This is a genomic window from Nocardia sp. KT25-26 (genome assembly GCF_056627695.1).
This window is the reverse complement of the sequence record NZ_CM152813.1, coordinates 256,903-273,819: the sequence shown is the minus strand read 5'-3', so window position 1 is coordinate 273,819 and position 16,917 is coordinate 256,903. Positions and strand designations below refer to the sequence as shown.

15 protein-coding genes are annotated in these 16,917 nt (G+C 67.0%); 12 read left to right on the top strand and 3 right to left on the bottom strand.

Going from position 1 to position 16,917, the window contains the following annotated elements; genetic code table 11:
- Positions 1–64 precede the first annotated feature (64 nt).
- Together AC1HFH_RS01300 and AC1HFH_RS01295 are read right to left on the bottom strand one after the other, a co-directional pair.
- On the bottom strand, positions 65–949 hold the full coding sequence (locus AC1HFH_RS01300; RefSeq protein WP_480245599.1) for a L,D-transpeptidase: 885 nt from the start codon (positions 947–949) through the stop codon (positions 65–67).
- A gap of 394 nt (positions 950–1,343) precedes the next feature.
- On the bottom strand, positions 1,344–2,537 hold the full coding sequence (locus AC1HFH_RS01295; RefSeq protein ID WP_480248000.1) for a serine hydrolase domain-containing protein: 1,194 nt from the start codon (positions 2,535–2,537) through the stop codon (positions 1,344–1,346).
- A 201-nt stretch (positions 2,538–2,738) separates the two neighbouring features.
- Here AC1HFH_RS01295 and lppU point away from each other — a divergent pair, with 201 nt between their 5' ends.
- Positions 2,739–3,365 (top strand): LppU family putative lipoprotein, encoded by a 627-nt coding sequence (lppU, locus tag AC1HFH_RS01290; protein ID WP_480245598.1) that lies wholly within the window; start codon positions 2,739–2,741, stop codon positions 3,363–3,365.
- Positions 3,366–3,367: 2 nt separating this feature from the next.
- Here lppU and AC1HFH_RS01285 read toward each other — a convergent pair whose 3' ends face one another.
- Complete coding sequence (locus AC1HFH_RS01285; protein ID WP_480245597.1) at positions 3,368–4,036, bottom strand: chymotrypsin family serine protease; 669 nt, start codon at positions 4,034–4,036, stop codon at positions 3,368–3,370.
- Positions 4,037–4,627: 591 nt separating this feature from the next.
- Here AC1HFH_RS01285 and AC1HFH_RS01280 point away from each other — a divergent pair.
- The 11 genes from AC1HFH_RS01280 (at position 4,628) to AC1HFH_RS01230 (ending at position 16,917) form a co-directional block, all read left to right on the top strand.
- On the top strand, positions 4,628–5,446 hold the full coding sequence (locus AC1HFH_RS01280; RefSeq protein ID WP_480245596.1) for an MlaE family ABC transporter permease: 819 nt from the start codon (positions 4,628–4,630) through the stop codon (positions 5,444–5,446).
- 3 nt (positions 5,447–5,449) lie between these two features.
- The gene (locus tag AC1HFH_RS01275; protein WP_480245595.1) at positions 5,450–6,313 is read left to right on the top strand and encodes an MlaE family ABC transporter permease; all 864 of its coding nucleotides are present in this window, start codon (positions 5,450–5,452) and stop codon (positions 6,311–6,313) included.
- A gap of 39 nt (positions 6,314–6,352) precedes the next feature.
- Positions 6,353–7,861 (top strand): MlaD family protein, encoded by a 1,509-nt coding sequence (locus AC1HFH_RS01270; RefSeq protein ID WP_480245594.1) that lies wholly within the window; start codon positions 6,353–6,355, stop codon positions 7,859–7,861.
- On the top strand, positions 7,858–8,883 hold the full coding sequence (locus AC1HFH_RS01265) for an MCE family protein (protein ID WP_480245593.1): 1,026 nt from the start codon (positions 7,858–7,860) through the stop codon (positions 8,881–8,883). The genes AC1HFH_RS01270 and AC1HFH_RS01265 overlap by 4 nt, the downstream gene beginning before the upstream one ends.
- Complete coding sequence (locus tag AC1HFH_RS01260) at positions 8,883–9,878, top strand: MCE family protein (RefSeq protein ID WP_480245592.1); 996 nt, start codon at positions 8,883–8,885, stop codon at positions 9,876–9,878. The genes AC1HFH_RS01265 and AC1HFH_RS01260 overlap by 1 nt, the downstream gene beginning before the upstream one ends.
- A 29-nt stretch (positions 9,879–9,907) precedes the next feature.
- The gene (locus AC1HFH_RS01255; protein ID WP_480245591.1) at positions 9,908–11,005 is read left to right on the top strand and encodes an MCE family protein; all 1,098 of its coding nucleotides are present in this window, start codon (positions 9,908–9,910) and stop codon (positions 11,003–11,005) included.
- Positions 11,006–11,013: 8 nt separating this feature from the next.
- Positions 11,014–12,090: an MCE family protein gene (locus AC1HFH_RS01250; RefSeq protein ID WP_480245590.1), complete on the top strand. Its 1,077-nt coding sequence runs from the start codon at positions 11,014–11,016 to the stop codon at positions 12,088–12,090.
- Between the two features lie 2 nt (positions 12,091–12,092).
- Positions 12,093–13,274, top strand: coding sequence for an MCE family protein (locus tag AC1HFH_RS01245; RefSeq protein ID WP_480245589.1), 1,182 nt, complete (start codon positions 12,093–12,095; stop codon positions 13,272–13,274).
- 16 nt (positions 13,275–13,290) lie between these two features.
- Complete coding sequence (locus AC1HFH_RS01240) at positions 13,291–14,163, top strand: hypothetical protein (RefSeq protein WP_480245588.1); 873 nt, start codon at positions 13,291–13,293, stop codon at positions 14,161–14,163.
- A 409-nt stretch (positions 14,164–14,572) separates the two neighbouring features.
- On the top strand, positions 14,573–15,652 hold the full coding sequence (locus AC1HFH_RS01235) for a polyprenyl synthetase family protein (RefSeq protein WP_480245587.1): 1,080 nt from the start codon (positions 14,573–14,575) through the stop codon (positions 15,650–15,652).
- Positions 15,649–16,917, top strand: a complete 1,269-nt coding sequence (locus AC1HFH_RS01230; protein ID WP_480245586.1) for a hypothetical protein — start codon at positions 15,649–15,651, stop codon at positions 16,915–16,917. The genes AC1HFH_RS01235 and AC1HFH_RS01230 overlap by 4 nt, the downstream gene beginning before the upstream one ends.

Genomic DNA, 16,917 nt, shown 5'->3' with positions numbered 1-16,917 from the left:
AACCCTGGGTACCGCCGAATGATTCGGAGGTACCCAGGGTTCGTGGGGTGCTACCCGGTACGGGTCAGTTCCAGTCGCCGAGCCCGTCGCCGGCACTGAGGGTGCCGCCCGCAGTGTTGCGGACCACGACCGCGTCGCCGCGCTTGGTGTTCTCCAGGAACCACTTGGCGTCGGCGGTGCTGACATTCAGGCAGCCGTGGCTGACATTGGACACGCCCTGCTGTGCCACCGACCACGGGGCGGCGTGCACGAAGATGCCGCTGTTGGAGATCCGAGTGGCGTACTCCACCTCGAGCTTGTAGCCCTCCGGGTCGTCGATCGGCACACCGTAGGTCGACGAGTCCATCGTCATCTGCTCGAAGCGCTCGCCCACGATGTAGGTGCCGTTCGGGGTCTCGTAGCCCGGCTTGCCCATCGAGGTCGGCATGGTCTTGACCACCTCACCGTTCACAGTGACGGTGATCGTCTTGGTGGTGTCGTCGGCGGTGGCCACCACCGCATCACCGATATGGAACGAGCTGGTGGTGCCGCCCGCCTTCACCAGCACATCGGTGTTCGCCGGCCAGAACTGATCCGGGCGCCAGCGCACCTGCCGGTCGCCGAACCAGTAGAAGTGGCCGGGCGCGGAGTTCGTCGAGGTGATGTCGATGGCGCGCTCGGCGGCGGCCCGATCGGCGATCGGCTCGTCGAAGGTGATGATGATCGGCTGGGCCACGCCGACGGTCTCGCCGTCGGCGATGTTGATGTTCGGCGGTGCGAAGTTCGGCTGGGGCGCCGGATCCACGATCGAGCCCTGGCTGGATCCGCTGCCGAGCGGTTCGGCACTCGCCGGTGCGGCGATCAGGGCACTCGTCCCCGCGATAGCGGCCGACAACACCGCCGCGATCGCGGCCGTCGACATGAGCCCGCCGCGGAGCCGGCGGGATTGCCGCATCGTTGCTACACGCATAGATCTCTCGTCCATTCCATACTCTCGACTCGCGATGGCGAGCGAGATTCTCGTGATTTCGCCCGGGCCCCGGAGGAGACCTCGGGAACTGACGCCCCGACCCGCACGGTCCTTACTACCGGTTGGATGCGATACCCGGCCACTTCCGGGCTGTGGCCCTCACCACGGCCGCAGTACCGTCGGCAACGGGTGATATCGGCAAGCCAGGGACCGGGTTTCACCGAAACCGGTGCTCGCATCGGCGAGTCGGGGCGGCCACATGTGATCGGCGACCTCTCCCCTCACGGGGCAGCGCAAACCCCGAGTGAGGCGAATCACACCGAGGTTCGGTCCGGTATGCCGGTGGTGGCGAACATCCGGCGATCGATTGCCGGAGGGCTGCCCGGCGGCGGTATCAGCGGGCGGGGCTGCGCTCCTCGGTCACCCGGCGCACGGTGCCCTGGGTGATCGCGGCCAGTTTGGCCAAGCGGGCATCGCCGAGCGCGGTGACCGCATTGCCCAGCCGGTTGGTCACGAAGGCAATCGACATGCCGAGGTCCGGGTCCGCATAGGCGCCGGAGCCGCCCAGTCCGTAGTGCCCGAAGGCGTGATGTGGCTGCTGTTTGGTCATCAGCACCGGCCGGTGGTAGCCGAGCGTGAACTTCAAGGGCAGGCCGAGGACATAGTCGCGGCTGTCGGTGGGCTGCACCCGGCCGATCTCGGTGATCGTCTCGGGCCGCAGGAATTGGACCGGTGTTCCGTCGGGCCGGTACACCACGCCGTCGTTCGCCAGCGCGCCGTACATCCGGGCCAGTGCGCGGGCGGAGAACACCCCGTTCCAGCCCGGCATCACCGCATCGTGCACGCGAGGGTCGCGGACCAGCTCGTCGAAGCTCTCCGGCATACCCGCCTCGGCGAGTCCGCGGGCCGGACGTACCCAGGACAGTACCGAGGACGCGGTATTCCAGCGGATGCCCGGCGGGGACAGGTGCGGGAAGGTCTTGGCGATCCGGCGGCGCTGCGCCTCCGGCACCCGGAACCAGAATTCGTCGTGTCCCAGCGGTATCGCGACCTCGCGTCGCAGCGCGTCGGTGAAGCTCAGGCCGGTGGCCCGGGCGACGATCTCGGCCACCAGCCAGCCGAAGGTGATCGCGTGATAGCCGGAGGTCCGGATCCGGCGCGGATCCGGTGGGCTGTCTGCCAGGGCCTGCACCACCGCCCGATAGTCGAGAATCCCCTCCCGGCCGGGGACCAGCCCCCGGACCCGGTGCAGGCCGGCGCGGTGACTCAGCACATCGCGGACGGTGATGGAGCCCTTGCCGTACGCCGCGAACTCCGGCCAGTAGTCGGCGACCGGGGCGTCGTAATCGATCGAGCCGCGTTCGGCGAGCCGGTGTAGCACCGTGGCGGCGACGCCCTTCCCGGTGGAGAAGGCCAGTGCGACGGTTTCCCCGTTCCAGCGCCGGTCCTCGGCCGACCATCCCGCCCAGACATCGACCACCGGTCGGCCGTCGAGGTAGACCGCCAGCGCCGCACCGCCGCGATTCGGCCGGTCGAACATGCCGAAGAAGTGGTCGGCCAGCCGAACGAAGCGCGGGTCGACCAGCATCTCCCGGGGTGCGGGGAACTGTCCGTCGCCGGGGAGTGCCCCGCTGCCGCCCGTTGCCGTCACCGCCACCATCGAAGATCACCTCCAGATGCAGGCCGGCCGGGCGGCCGGGCTTCCAGGGTACCGCTGAGCAGGTGTTTCCCCGGCTGTTTCGGGTTTCGAGTCGACGGGCGACCGGCGGATCGTGTATCTGTTCCCTATATGTCTCGCCATGCGACCGCCGGGCTGTTGTTCTCCGCCGCGGCGGCCACTATCGTCACGCTGTTCACGGCGGGGTGCGGATCGACCGTCGAAGGTCATGCGCTGCCCGCCATCGAGGTCGTCCCGGCCACCGAGACCGTTGCGCCGCCCACCACCGAGAACGCCGCACCGACCACCGCGGCACCGAACACGGCCGTTCCGGACTTCGGTGCGGACGGGATGGATTTCGAGGCGGCGGTGGGCGATTGTGTTCAGCTGGGTGGTTCCGAGGAAGAAGCGACCATCGAGCGTGCGGCGTGTGGTTCCCGCGCGGCGAACTACATCGTGGTCGGCGAGGCGCCCACCAGTTCCGGGTGCATCGGTGACCAGGACCAATCCTATTTCGAGACGCTGGACGGTATCGAACAGGGCGCACTGTGTCTGGACATCGATTGGGTGGTCGGCGGGTGCATGGATGTCGGCGGTGACGTCGCCCAGCGCATCGACTGCGGTGCGACCGCGGTCGACGGCGTCCGAGTGATCGGCATCGAGCAGGGCACGTCCGATGTGAACGACTGCCCCATCGATGCCGACATCGGTTTCGAGTACGACGTCCGCCGGTTCGTCGTCTGCCTGCAGAGTCAGTAGCCTCAGATCGGGTGGTAGCCGGCCCCGACACCGCCGCGGGCGTTCACATCGGCCATGATCACGTCCATATTGGTCCCGACCTCGGGTCCGGCACAGGCCACCAGCAGGTAGGCGTTCACCATCCCGACCAGCGTGGAGCCGACCACCACCGGCGCCCCGGAATCGCCCTCGACCACGCACATCTGGGTCCAGGTCTCGACATTCGTCGCAAAGACGTCACCCCAGGCGACGCCACAGGTGTTGCCGGTGGTCCGGCCTTCCTTGCAGACGATGGTCGGGAACCGCGCCGGCTCGCCCATCCCGGTGATGGTGACGTTGCCGATCCGGTTCACCGGCGTGATCCGGCCGGCATCGAACTCGATCATCGCGTAGTCGAGATCGGTGTTCGTGTAGGCGAATCGGCCGACCGAGCCGTAGCCGGGTGCGGCCTCGGCGTAGACCGAGGAGCCCGGATCGCCGCAGTGACCGGCGGTCAGGCCGACCAGTCGGCCGGCGGCATCGTGGCCGACGGTGGTCAGCGTGCATTCGTACATGTTGTCGACGATGATGCCGGAGCCGCCGCCGAGTACCGGAGGGCCGGGTTGGGCCTGCGCGGAGCCGGTTCCGAGCAGTGCCGCTCCCAGAGCGACAGCGAAGGCGGCGTGCGCCGCCCGGGCGAGTTTGCTGAACATGTCCCTCCAGATGTCGGAAGACCGCACGATATCAACCTGAAGTGCTCGTCATCGCTATATTCGGACCCGGGCGCGTCCGGTACCGGTGGCGTTGCCGGGCGGCTCCGCCACCGCGGGGAGCGGATCCCGGCCGCCGCGGTGAGTGAGTCCTACCAGATGCGGACCCCGAATGGGTTCTGATAGCGGCCCTCTATCGAAATCGTGATTCATGGACAATTGACCGATTTCTGATCGTGATTGTCCGGAAAGCGTTCTCGGGTGAACGCCGAGCAGGGGAATCCTCATTTTGAATGATGTCTTTCCGTCGAATAGGAAAGCAAAACCGCCGGTGCTGGGCCGTGTCACAAGGTCGCCGGCGTCGGGTTCCGGTTAGTGTCCGTTCAGTAGGTCGATCGCGGATCCACCTCGAATGACGCACGTTGCGAAGAAGAAGTGAGCACCATCTATGACTGCAATCACATGTCAGTGGTGTGTTCTGCGCTACTACGTAGTAGGGTGCGTCAAGCAAGCTAGTCGTCGGGGCGCCGCCGACCGACGTCGAGAGGGGTTTATGCAGTGCAGTCGACGGATAGTCCACCAACACGATCACGAATGAGTGACGCTGTCGACCGGACCAAGAGCCTCTGGGACGACCATCCGAAGAAGTCGCTGGAGACCTTCGGCCGGCAGATCACCATGGGCGTCGAGGCCATCGTCGAACTGGTCACGTCCATCTTCCGCCGACGGTTCCCGTACAACGAGTTCGTGAAGCAGTGCGCCTTCATGTCCAGCGTCGCCGCCGCGCCGACGCTGCTGGTCGCGATCCCGATCGCGGTGATCGTCTCCATCCAGGTCGGCGCCGTCGCCGGTCAGGTCGGCGCCACGTCCTTCATCGGTGCGGCCAACGGCCTCGGCATCATTCAGCAGGGTGCCCCGCTGGTCACCGCGATCATGATCGCCGGTGCGGTCGGTTCGGCGGTCTGCGCCGATCTCGGTTCCCGCACCATCCGCGAGGAGATCGACGCGATGAAGGTGATGGGCGTCGACCCGATGCGCCGGCTCGTCGCTCCCCGGCTCGGCGCCGCGATGCTGGTCAGCTTCCTGCTCTGCGGCTTCGTGGTGTTCGTCGGCTTCATCACCGGCTACATGTTCAACATCTTCGCGCAGGCCGGTACGCCGGGTTCCTACATCAGCACCTTCGCCTCGTTCGCGGTGACCCGCGATCTCCTGGTGGCGCTGCTCAAATCGGTCATCTACGGCCTGCTGGCCTCGATCATCGCCTGCGACTGCGGCCTCAACGCCCGCGGCGGTCCCGGCGGCGTCGCGAACGCGGTCAACTCGGCCGTGGTCAGCTCCGCGATCATGCTGCTGGGCGTCAACGTCATCATCACGCAGGTTTACACTGCCGTCTTCCCCCCACAGGTGATCTGAGCCGTGTCGACAACATATGTACCGCCGCTGCTGCGGCCCATCCGTCAGCTACAGAAGAGCGCGAAGGCGCCGGCCGATCTGCTCGCGCGCCTGGGACACCAGGTCTTCTTCTTCCTCCGGTCGGTCGGCTCGATTCCGCTGGCGCTCAAGCACTATCCGAAGGAAGTCTGGCGGCTGCTGTCCGATGTCACCTGGGGCAACGGCAATATCGTCGTCGGTGGCGGCACCATCGGCGTCATCCTGATCATCAGTGCCTTCGGTGGTATGACGGTCGCCATCCAGGGCCACACCTCACTGGATCTGCTGGGCCTGAGCCCGGTCACCGGTGCCATCTCCGCCTTCGCCACCACCCGCGAGATCGGGCCGATGCTCGCGGCCCTGGCCTTCGCCGCCCAGGCGGGCTGTCGTTTCACGGCCCAACTCGGTGCGATGCGGATCTCCGAGGAGATCGACGCGCTCGAATCGATCGCGATCCGGCCGCTGCCCTACCTGGTCAGCACCCGGATGTTCGCCGCGGTGATCGCCATCGTGCCGCTGTACTGCATCGGCCTGGCGATGGCCTACCTGTCCTGCGCGGTCACCGTGCAGATGATCGGCGGTACCGCCTCGGGTACCTACACCCACTACTTCCACCAGTTCCTGATCTCGACCGACGTGCTGTATTCACTGCTCAAAGCGGTGATCTTCGTAATGATCACCACCTTCATCCAGTGCTACTACGGCTTCTTCGCCTCCGGTGGTCCGGAGGGCGTCGGCGTGGCGGCGGGCCGCGCCATCAAGATGTGCATCATCCTGGTGGTGTTCGCGGACCTCATGATGACGTTGGCTATCTGGGGCGTCGACCCCGGAATCCGGATCTCGGGGTAGGCACACATGATCATCGATCCCAGTGGGCGCGGACCCACGATGAAACAGCTGTACATCGCCGGCTTTGCGGGCCTGGTGGTGTTCGCGGTGATCCTGGCCTTTCTGATGGCCCGGTACGAGGGGTATTTCGTACCGAAGGTGAAGGTGGTCGCCCAGCTCTCCAGTACCGGTGACGGCCTGCCCTCCGATGCGGACGTGAAGTTCCGCGGGGTGCTGGTCGGTGCCGTCGAGGGCGTGGACATCACCCAGGAGGGTGCCGAGCAGAACGTCAAGATCGATCTCGATCCCCAGTTCGCGCACGACATCCCCGCCAATGTCACCGCTCGCGTGGTGCCCAGCAACCTGTTCGCCGTCACCTCGGTGGAACTGGTCTACAACGGCCCGGCCGCCGCGAAACTGCACGAGGGCTCGGTCATCGCCGAAGACCACAGCAAGGGCACCGTGGCGCTGCAGGACACTCTCACCGCGGTCCGCGACATCCTGGACCGGATCGATCCGGTCCAGCTGGGCCGGGTGCTGGGCACGCTGACCCAGGCGCTCGATCCCTCCGGTCGCGTCCCCGGCTCCACCATCGAGCGACTGGATCGCTGGGTGACCACGGTGTCGGAGGCCGGTCCGAATCTGGGCGGGATCCTGGACAACTTCTCGGCTTCGGCCCGCGCGCTCAACCAGTCGGCACCGGAGCTGCTCGATGTGCTCGGCAAGTCGGTGCAGACCTCCGCAACGCTGGTGGAGAACCGGGACGGCCTGGTCGACCTGCTGACCGGTGCGAATGCCACCACCGGGAAGGTGAACGAGCTCTTCGCCCGTAACCCCGATGTCGGCAAGACACTGACCGCGGACATGGGTCAGGTACTCGGCGCGCTCGCCGACGATCCGGATGCGCTCTACCGCGCGGTCTCCGTGGTCGGTGACTCGCTGGCCCGGTTGAACCAGGTGTTCCACTGGGGCCCGAACCGGCAGATGGTCTGGAACGCGGGCTTGGCGTTCTCGCCGTACAACCCGTACACGGTCGCGGATTGCCCGCGGTACGGCGAGATGGCCGGCCCGAGCTGTGCCACCGCGCCGGCCGAGCCGATCATCGGCCCGATGCCGGAGAAGCTGCGGCCCAAGGCGCTCGAATCGGCGGCCGGACTGCCGCCGCTGCTGCCGGTCCCCGGCCTGGAGATCCCGGGTCTGACGCTGCCCGGTTTCGAGCCGGCGCCGATCGAGGGGCCGATGCCGCCGCCGATCGACAACCCGCTGGCCACCATGCTGCCCGGGCTGACCCTGCCCTCGCTGCCGGAGATCCTCGGTGGTCCGGCGCCGGCGGCCGGACCGGCTCCCGCGCCCGAACCGGCATCGGCTCCCGAGCCCGCTCCGGCACCGGCTCCCGCTCCGGCGGAGGCACCGCAGCCGGGCGCGGCGGTGGAACCGATCGCGTACCACGGTGACGACGCCATCCCGGTGCTGCTGGGCCGGCAACCGACCGTGGCGGAGTACCTGCTGGTCGGTCCGCTGGTCAAGGGCGGAACCCTGCACGTTTCCGGAAACGAGGTCGTCCGATGAGCATCCGCAAGCCGCTGATCGGATTCAGCATCTTCGCGCTGGTGTCCCTGCTGGTGACCCTGGTCGTTTGGAACACCCTGTCGCGCACCGTGGAGGGTTCGACCGAGAAGTACACCGCGATCTTCACCGACGTACTGGGCCTGCGGCCCGGCGACGACGTCCGGATGGCGGGCGTCCGGGTCGGCAAGGTCGACAGCGTCGAACTGGACGGGAAGAACGACGCCCGGGTGACGATGATCGTGCAGAGCGATCAGCAGCTCTACACCGACACCAAGGCGCTGGTCCGCTACCAGAACCTGATCGGCCAGCGCTACGTCGCCCTGGCGCCGGGCGACGAACCGGATTCGCAGCCGCTGAAGGGCGGTTCGACCATCCCGATCGATCGCACCGAGCCGTCGTTCGATGTGTCGGCACTGCTCAACGGGTTCCAGCCGATGTTCCAGGCGCTGGAGCCCGCTCAGGTCAATGCCATGTCGGAGAGCCTGATCCTGGCGTTGCAGGGCGACGGCGTCTCGCTGTCTGCCTTCATCGTCCAGGCCGCCGACCTGGCCTCGGATTTCCAGCGCCGGGACGCGATCATCAGCGATGTGATCGGCAACCTCTCGGCCGTCATGGCCGGCCTGGCCAAACGAGGTGATGAATTGGAGACCCTGGTGACCCAGACCCGGGCACTGATCAGCGGCCTGTACGACCAGGGGCAGTCGCTGCAGCAATCGACCGTGGTACTGGCCGATTCCACGACCGCCGTGGTGAACATGCTCGCCGCGATCCAGCCGAAACTGCAGACCGCACAGCAGTCCACGGTCTCCGCGCTGCAGCTGCTGCTGGACAACGGCGCGAAACTGGACCAGGCCGCGATCGACCTGCCCGCCACCGTCGGTGGGCTCGGCCGGGCGACGTCGGAAGGCACCTTCGCCAATTCGTCCATCTGCCGCTTGGACGTCTCGCTCTACGGTGTGCTGTTCCCCCGCGGCATCTTCAGCCAGATCGGCGGAGACCGGCAGTCGGCGGTGTGCCGCTGATGATGGTGAAACTTCGCAAGAGCATGGGCAGCCACCGCAACCTGTGGATCGGTGCGGTCGGCGTGGCAGTCATCGTGCTGCTGCTGGTGGTTTCCAGCGTGTACAAACTGATCGGCATCGGCGAGCGGTCGATCGAGGCCGAGTTCGTGCAGGCCGCCGGTATCGATTCCGGTGACCGGGTGGCGGTCTCGGGTGTCCCGGTCGGCACGGTCACCGGGGCGAAGATCGAGGGCGACCACGTCGTGGTGTCGATGAACATCGACCGGAGCGTGCGGCTCACCGAGAATTCGCATGCTGCGATCAAGATGGCCACGCTGCTCGGCGCCCGCTACATCGACCTGAATCCCGGTACCGGCGAGGAACTCTCCGGCGACACCATCGGGATCGAGAACACCGATGTCCCGTACGACCTGGCCGATGTGGTGCAGCGCGGTACTCCGGAGTTCGCCGCACTCGACACCGAGACCCTGGCGGCGTCGCTGAACACCGTCAACGCCGAGATCGGGGAATCACCGGAGCTGGTGGCGCAGGCGTTGGACAGCATCGGCGCGGTCGCGAAGGTGATCGAACGGCGTCGCGACGATGTCGACCAGTTGCTGAAGGATCTCGACCGGGTCACCACGATCCTCGCCGACAACCGCAACAGCGTACTGCTGGTGATCACCCAGGGCGATGCGATCGCCAGCCGGGTGATGGAGCGGCAGGACCTGATCCGGCAGCTGCTGGACAACATCGCGACCCTGACCCGGCAGCTGCAGGAGATCGGGATCGAGAACGACGGACAGTTGTCGACGACCATCGACCAGCTGCAGACGATGTCCGAGGGTCTGCAGAAGAACAAGGAAAACCTGGATGTGATGTTGTCGATCACGCCGCCTTCGGTGCGTTACTTCAACAACGCGCTCGGCAACGGCAACTACGCCGAACTGGCGCTGCCGTGGCTGTTCCCGGACAACTGGCTGTGCGCCGTGGATGTGATCGAGGGATGTGAGTGAACGTGAGCTGGTCCATCCGAGGCCGTAAGTTGTCGAGCCGTACGTTGTTGAGTCGCGCGGTGCTGGCCGGCGCGGTGGCCCTGAGCCTGGGCAGCTGTTCGCTGCTGCCCTCTCAGGTCAACGATGCTCTCGGCCGCACGACGAAGATCACCGCCGACTTCACCAATATCGCCGGTATGTACGAGGGCAACGATGTGATGGTGCTCGGGGTCCGGGTCGGGAAGGTCGACAAGATCATTCCCCGGGATCTGTACGCCGAGGTGCATATGACCATCGATCCGGGCGTGCAGGTGCCCGCCGACGTGATCGCCGCGGTGATCTCACCGTCGGTGGTCACCGACCGGCACATCGAGCTCAGCCCGGCCTACACCGAGGGCGAGCCGACGCTGTCCTCCGGTGCGCATCTGACCCAGGATCAGACCAAGACGCCGGTCGAGCTGGACGAGATGATCGAGACCATCGATGAATTCGCAGCGGCACTGGCGCCCGAGGAGGGCGAGGAAGGGCTCGGCCCGCTCTCCGGCCGGGTGCTGTACCCGATCCTGAACGGCAACGGCGAGAAGATGCGGGACACGCTGAATGCGCTGTCGGCCGCCCTGCAGGTCGGTGTCGCGAACAAGGATTCGGTCGCCAACATCATCGTGAAGCTGAACGACCTCACCACCATGCTGGCCGAGAACGACCAGTCGGTGCGGGACTTCAGCAATCAGGTCACCCAGATGTCGGGCGTGCTCGCCGAGCAGGCGCCCGGCCTGGAGGCGACGCTGAACCAGCTCAACGACTTCCTCACCAACACCGCGGCCGCGCTGGGTGAGAAGAGCGGTGAGCTGGCCACCACACTGGACGGGCTGACCACGGTCACCCAGCAGCTGCGGGACAACGCCCGCGGCGTCACCGAGCTGGTGGACGTGACGCCGACGCTGATGGAGAACCTGGATCGGGCGGTCGACCGGGAGAAGGGCTACATCCGGCTGCACGCCCTGATCGGTGAGTCGCTCTCGGGTGAGATCGTCAGCGTGTTCTGCGAGCGGATCCAGATGCGCGCCGACGGCTGCCGGACCGGCGACATGCAGGATTTCGGCCCGGACTACGGGCTCACCGCCGCAATGCTGGGATTGACGAAATGAGTCGGCGTATGACGAGGAAACCACGGCTGATGCTGGCCGCTACCGCCGTGTCGGCGGTGGCGTTCGCCAGTGGCTGCTCGGTCACGGTGGAGGACCTGCCGCTGCCGAAGCCCGGGGCCGAGGGCGAGACCTACACTCTGCACGCCACCTTCGAGAACGCGCTGAACCTGCCGGACCAGGCCAAGGTGAAGATCGGTGGCACCGATATCGGCGTGGTGAGTGGGATCCGGACCGAGAATTTCGAAGCCCTCGTCGATATGGAGATCAGCGAGGAGATCAACTTCCCGGTCGGCAGCACCGCCGAGCTGCGCCAGGCGACTCCGCTCGGCGATGTGTTCATCGCGATGAGCAAACAGGGTGATCCGGCCGGGCCGATGCTCCAGGACGGCGACACGCTGAGCCGCGAGCAGACCTCCGCCGGCGCCACCGTCGAGGAGTTGCTGATTTCGGTGTCGATGATGTTCAACGGTGGCGGCCTCGCGAGTCTGACCCGGTTCGGTACCGAGGTCGGCAGCATCCTGGACGGTCAGGGTGAGAACCTCGGACATCTCACCATGCAGCTCACCGGCGTAATCGGCGAGCTGAACGCCAACAGCCAGCGCATCGACGATGTGCTCGCCGAGTTCAACACCCTGGCCGGCACCATCGACTCGCGCAGCGGTGAACTCGGTCAGGTGGCCGAAACGCTGCCGGAGGCGATCGGTGTGGTCGCGGAGAACACGGCGCAGATCACCGAACTGCTGGACACCGTTTCCCAGGCCAGTGCCGCGCTCGGTGACTACGCGGCCACCACCGGCGACGACCTGGACGGTCTGCTGGTCAGCGTGGAACAGCTGACGAGTTCGCTGGCCTCCTCCGGGGACAAGCTGGGCTACCTGCTGGATGCTATGCACGAGCTGCGGCCGGGTATCGACCAGACCTTCAAGGGCAAGGGCCTCAACCCCTACGCCACCCTCACCAACCTGGACTTCCCGCTGCTCACCTCACCGGAGAACAGCCACTTCTGGGATCTGCGGGACGTGAACGACATGGTCGGTAGTTTCCTGCAGGTGCTGCAGGTGATCCAGGGCCGGATCGGAGGCTGAGAATGAAGAAGCTCTTCGGTAACAAGCTGGTCCTGTCCGCCATCGGCCTGGTGCTGGTGCTGATCGTCGGCGCCGGCTACCTGATGGTCAACATCATGCGGATCAACCCGCTGCGGTCGGAGTACACCGTCATCGTGAGCCTGGACCGCTCCGGTGGCCTGCAGCCGGGCAACGATGTAACGCTGCGTGGCTACCGGATCGGCGAGGTCGAATCGATCGAGGTCGTCGACGACGGCGAAGCGATCGCGGCCGAGGCCCGGATCGACACGAAGTACCGGATTCCGCAGGACACCCTGGTTTCGGTTCAGGCCCTGTCGGCGGCGGGTGAGCAGTACATCGATTTCCGGCCGGAAACCGACCAGGGACCGTATCTGGCCGACGGTAGCCGGATCGACGACGAGGATCGGGTACAGACCCCGGTGCCGGTCTGGGCGGTGCTGGACGACACCACCAACCTGATCTCGCAGGTGCAGCCGGAGCAGTTCGAGACGATCCTGAACGAACTGGATATCGCGCTCAGCGGCGGTCCGGATCAGCTCCGGGCCCTGGTGGACGGCGTCAGCCTGATGGCTGCCGGTCTGGACAACCTGCTGCCGCAGACGGTCAACCTGGTCAAGAACCTGCAGGTGATCGCGGCGACGACCGCGCAGGCACAGCCCGATCTGCAGACGCTCACCAGCAACTCCGCTGTGCTGTTCGACCAGTTCAACAACGCCGACGAGGAGTTGCGTAACGTGCTGGCCCAGTCGCCGGCGAAGTTCGAGGCCCTGGGCGCGGTGCTGGACGAGAACTCCGATCCGATCACCGGGCTGGCCGCGAACCTGCAGGCGGTTGCGCGTGCTGGAACTTTGCGGGTGCCCGCCCTGCGGCTGCTCTTCCCGTCACTGAGCGTGGGCGTCAGCGCCTTCGCCGCCCCGGCACACGGCAACGAGTTCCACGCGATGATCGATCTCTGGCCGCGGCCTACCTGCAGGTACGATACGCCGTATATGCCGCACTGGCTGGTGCAGGACGGTTCCATCCCGAAGTGGAACTACTGCGTGAACCCACCGCCGGGGCAGCAGATACGTGGTTCGGCAAACGTGCCGCGACCGGATGTTCCCGACAACGGTGCCTACATGCCACCGGGGGTGGATCCGAACGAACGGACCCTGCCGCCGCGGGGCGGGATCTACGAGCGCTGACAAAGGATTGGATCGAATGGCAACCGAAGAGACCGGGGGCGAGAAGAAGCCCGACAACGAGCCGGTGCAGCCGGCGTCGGACACCACCGAGAACGCCTCGGACTCCACGGAGCGTGCGGAGGACACGGTCCGGATCGAGAAGGCAGCAAGCTCGGACGAGCCGGGTACGGACAAGCCGTCGGCCGGCTCGGCGAGTGCCGAGCAGCCGTCGGCGGCCGATTCGGCGAGCCCCGCCCCCGGTACGCAGCCGGGTTCGACCGGGAAGTCGCTCCCGACCGGCTGGATCGTGGCGGGTGTCGCCGGGGTGGCTGCGGTCGCTCTGGCCACCGCGGCCGTCGTGTTCGGTCTCCAGTCGTCGCAGCGCGGCGCCGAGCTCGACGCCCAGGACGCCGCCATGGCGGCTGCCTGCGACATCGTGGAGAAGGTCACCACCTACGATTCGGCCGAGGATCTGGACGGCTACATCGCCGAGGTCGTCGCGAACACCACCGGTGAGCTGCAGAAGAACTTCGAGGACGGTGCGGAGGCGCTGAAGGCGGGTATGCAGGAGGCGCAGTCGCGGTCCTGGACCGAGGAGCTGCGCTGCGCCTACCTGTCCGGTTCGGAAACCGAGGCGCAGGTGCTGGCCAGCTGGATCCAGTACCAGACCAATGTGTTCAACACCGAGCCGCGGATGATGATCTTCCCGGTCGAGGTCAGCATGGTGAAGACCGGTGACCGGTGGCTGGTCGAGATGATGGACTCCCCGGTGCTAGACCGGCTCGGGATGAGCGCGCTGCCCGGTGCCGGAGTGCCCGGCGGTGAGGTTCCGCCGCCTGCGGGCGAGGTTCCGCCGCCCGGTGCGGAAGGTGAGCCGGCCCCGGCCCCGGAACCGGAACCGGGTAACTGACGCACGATCGTCTCCGACGCCCCCGCTGGGTTCGCCCGGCGGGGGCGTTTTCATGTGTAGCTCGAGATGTGGTCTGGTGCAACAGGTTACCCACTAGTACCGTTTGAAAGCACTGTGGCAGAACAACATTCGAAATCTTGCCCGATCGGCCGGAACCCTGGTTGATGTAACGCGCCGACACGGTAATTTTTGCACACTTGTCGACTCGCCTGGTGTGCCTTCGTGGTCCGCGATAGCCTTGGCGCACAAATTAAGTGGCACAAGCCAATTCGGCACTGTTGCGGCCAAAAGCCATGCAGTGCAACACGTTACAGTGATCCGTCTGCTACCAGGCCCTCTGTAGATGGGCTGCCGCATGGCGCGGCACGTCGTCCTCACTTCATTGCGATCACGCCGAAGAGGCTCGAGTATGGACTATTCCGACCTATCCACCGCACCACCGGAAGCCGCGGAGGGATCCGGGCCCGAACTGCCGAGCGGTCCGTCCGTCGGCGCCGGCGGGCGTCCGGCGGCCCGCGCCGCCCGGGTTACGGCCGGTCTGACCGACCAGATAGCCGCGGTGAACCCCAGAATGCGTGAAATCCTTCTCACCGGGGGCGATTTCGACGACATCTACCGGCACGTCCTGGCCGCGCCGGGTAAGCGGGTGCGGGCCGGGATGGCCCTGGCCTGCCGGGCGCTGCTCGACGCGCCGCCGGTGACCGCATCGGATGCGGTCGACCTGGCCTGCGCCATGGAGATGTTCCACGAGTCCTCGCTGATCCACGACGATATCTGCGACGGTTCGCTGCTGCGTCGTGATGCCGAGTCGGTACCGGCCCGGTTCGGCATACGCACTGCGGCCCGTGCCGGTTTCCACCTGGCCGGGGTGGCCATGGAGGTAATGGCCGGCATCCTCGCCGACTATCCGGAAACCTTCGGTGACCTCGGTGCGGACGGCGTCACCTACATCGACCAGCTCTCCGACCTGTCGTTCGGCCAGCTCATCGAGACACTGCCGCCGACCGATGAGGACGCCGCGCTGCGCCGCCACTACGAGCTGGTGGCCGGTGCGAAGACCGGCACGCTGTTCCGGCTGGCCTGCTCGTACGGCGGTACCGCGGGTGGCCTCGACGCCGATCAGCTGCGGGTGCTGATGACCTACGCCGACCGGCTCGCCCTCGCCTTCCAGATCATGGACGACGTCCGCGACGTCGAGGGCGATCCGGCGCTGGGCAAGGAAGCCTGCGGCGACCTGGACCGCCGGGTGCCGACCTGGCCGGTGATCGAGTGGCTGGCCATGAGTTCCCGGGCGCGTGAGCTGTGGCATGCCGAAGACACCACCAACGCCGAACTACAGGAGCAGCTGGTGCACACCGGAGCAACGGAAACGGCACGCAAGGTTGCGGTTTCGGCCGTCGAGACAGCGGCCCGTGAGCTGACCATTTTCCCGGCGGGTGAGGCGCGCGAGCACCTGCACGAGCTGACCGTCCGGGTGGTGTCCCGATGAGCGGGGGTCGGCTCGGGCTGCTGACCCGGGGCCTGCGGTCGTTGCGCCGCGCACCGGATATCGCCGCCATGCGGGCGGCGCCGTCGCCGGACCGGCTGGCCCGGCTGGCGCTGATCCCCGCCGGGCGAAACCTCGGCATCGCGGTCGGATTCCTGCCCGCCGGCCAGCGCGATGAGGCGATCGCCGCGCTGCTGTGCTGCCGCGTGCTCGATGCCTACGAGGATCTCGCGGATCGGTCCGAGGCGGCCCGGTTGGTGGTCGCCGCCGCGGAATATCTTTCCGGCGGTGACGTGCAACGCCCGACGGCGCTGACCGCTACCGCGGATCGGGACAGCGAGGCCGTGGACCTGGTGCTGGCCGAACGGATCCAGGATGTCCGGGCACTGGTCGAGGCGCTGCCCGCGGCGGGCCGCCGCCGGGTGGCGGCGCTGCTCACCGATATCGCCGACGTGATGTCCCGCAATCTGGCGGCCCCGTTGCCCCGGCGTGCCTACGGTGAGGGAGTGCTGGGCCGGGTGGTGTTGCACGCGTGCTCCCTGGTCGCCGAAACTGCGTGTACCGAAGACGATTACACCGAGCTGGCGGGCTGTGTCGGCGTGGCCGCACAGTTGGCGAACGACCTCCGGGACAACGAACTGGCATTGCACGGTGCCGGCAATCGCGAGGAGCTGACCCGTGCCGTCCTGCTGCGCCTGCTGGCTCCGGCGGTGGGCGGGCTCGCCCTGCTCGAGCGGCTCGGCCCCCGGACTCCCGGTCGTGGTGCCCGGGCGGCGATGGCCTATATGACCATCACGACGACTGCCTTCCTGTGCAATGCCACGGGTGCGCCGGGGCCGTACCGGCGGCGCGGCCGGCTCGGCGCGGCATTGCTCGCGGCGGGTTCGCCGACGCGGTGGGCCGCGATGCTGACCCGGGTGCGGCAGAGCGTGGATATCGCGATGAACCGGCTGCTGGATGCCGGGGACGCCGCCCCCGGTGCCGATCCGACGGCGCAGATGCTGCGCCCCGGGAACGGCCGGGCGGATTCGCCGACCCTGACTCCGGTGATCGTCGATGCAACCTTCTCCCTGGTCCACGCGCTGCCGGACGAACCGCTGACCGGTGAACTGCCCGCGGCGCAGGTGCGCCGGATGATGGTCGCCGACCATATGGCGTTCGGTGCCCTGGAACGCATTTCGCTCTCCGACGCGGCGGCGATGCAGGACCTGGCCACCAGGTTCAAGCGGGCCGCCATCGAACCCGTACCCGCAACCATCCGCTCCTGA

Bases quoted from the DNA above. Each gene is read 5' to 3' on its own strand.
- AC1HFH_RS01300 (WP_480245599.1), bottom strand. From the start codon at position 949: ATGCGTGTAGCAACGATGCGGCAATCCCGCCGGCTCCGCGGCGGGCTC.
- AC1HFH_RS01295 (WP_480248000.1), bottom strand. From the start codon at position 2,537: ATGCTGGTCGACCCGCGCTTCGTTCGGCTGGCCGACCACTTCTTCGGC.
- lppU (WP_480245598.1), top strand. From the start codon at position 2,739: ATGTCTCGCCATGCGACCGCCGGGCTGTTGTTCTCCGCCGCGGCGGCC.
- AC1HFH_RS01285 (WP_480245597.1), bottom strand. From the start codon at position 4,036: ATGTTCAGCAAACTCGCCCGGGCGGCGCACGCCGCCTTCGCTGTCGCT.
- AC1HFH_RS01280 (WP_480245596.1), top strand. From the start codon at position 4,628: ATGAGTGACGCTGTCGACCGGACCAAGAGCCTCTGGGACGACCATCCG.
- AC1HFH_RS01270 (WP_480245594.1), top strand. From the start codon at position 6,353: ATGAAACAGCTGTACATCGCCGGCTTTGCGGGCCTGGTGGTGTTCGCG.
- AC1HFH_RS01265 (WP_480245593.1), top strand. From the start codon at position 7,858: ATGAGCATCCGCAAGCCGCTGATCGGATTCAGCATCTTCGCGCTGGTG.
- AC1HFH_RS01260 (WP_480245592.1), top strand. From the start codon at position 8,883: ATGATGGTGAAACTTCGCAAGAGCATGGGCAGCCACCGCAACCTGTGG.
- AC1HFH_RS01250 (WP_480245590.1), top strand. From the start codon at position 11,014: ATGACGAGGAAACCACGGCTGATGCTGGCCGCTACCGCCGTGTCGGCG.
- AC1HFH_RS01245 (WP_480245589.1), top strand. From the start codon at position 12,093: ATGAAGAAGCTCTTCGGTAACAAGCTGGTCCTGTCCGCCATCGGCCTG.
- AC1HFH_RS01240 (WP_480245588.1), top strand. From the start codon at position 13,291: ATGGCAACCGAAGAGACCGGGGGCGAGAAGAAGCCCGACAACGAGCCG.
- AC1HFH_RS01235 (WP_480245587.1), top strand. From the start codon at position 14,573: ATGGACTATTCCGACCTATCCACCGCACCACCGGAAGCCGCGGAGGGA.
- AC1HFH_RS01230 (WP_480245586.1), top strand. From the start codon at position 15,649: ATGAGCGGGGGTCGGCTCGGGCTGCTGACCCGGGGCCTGCGGTCGTTG.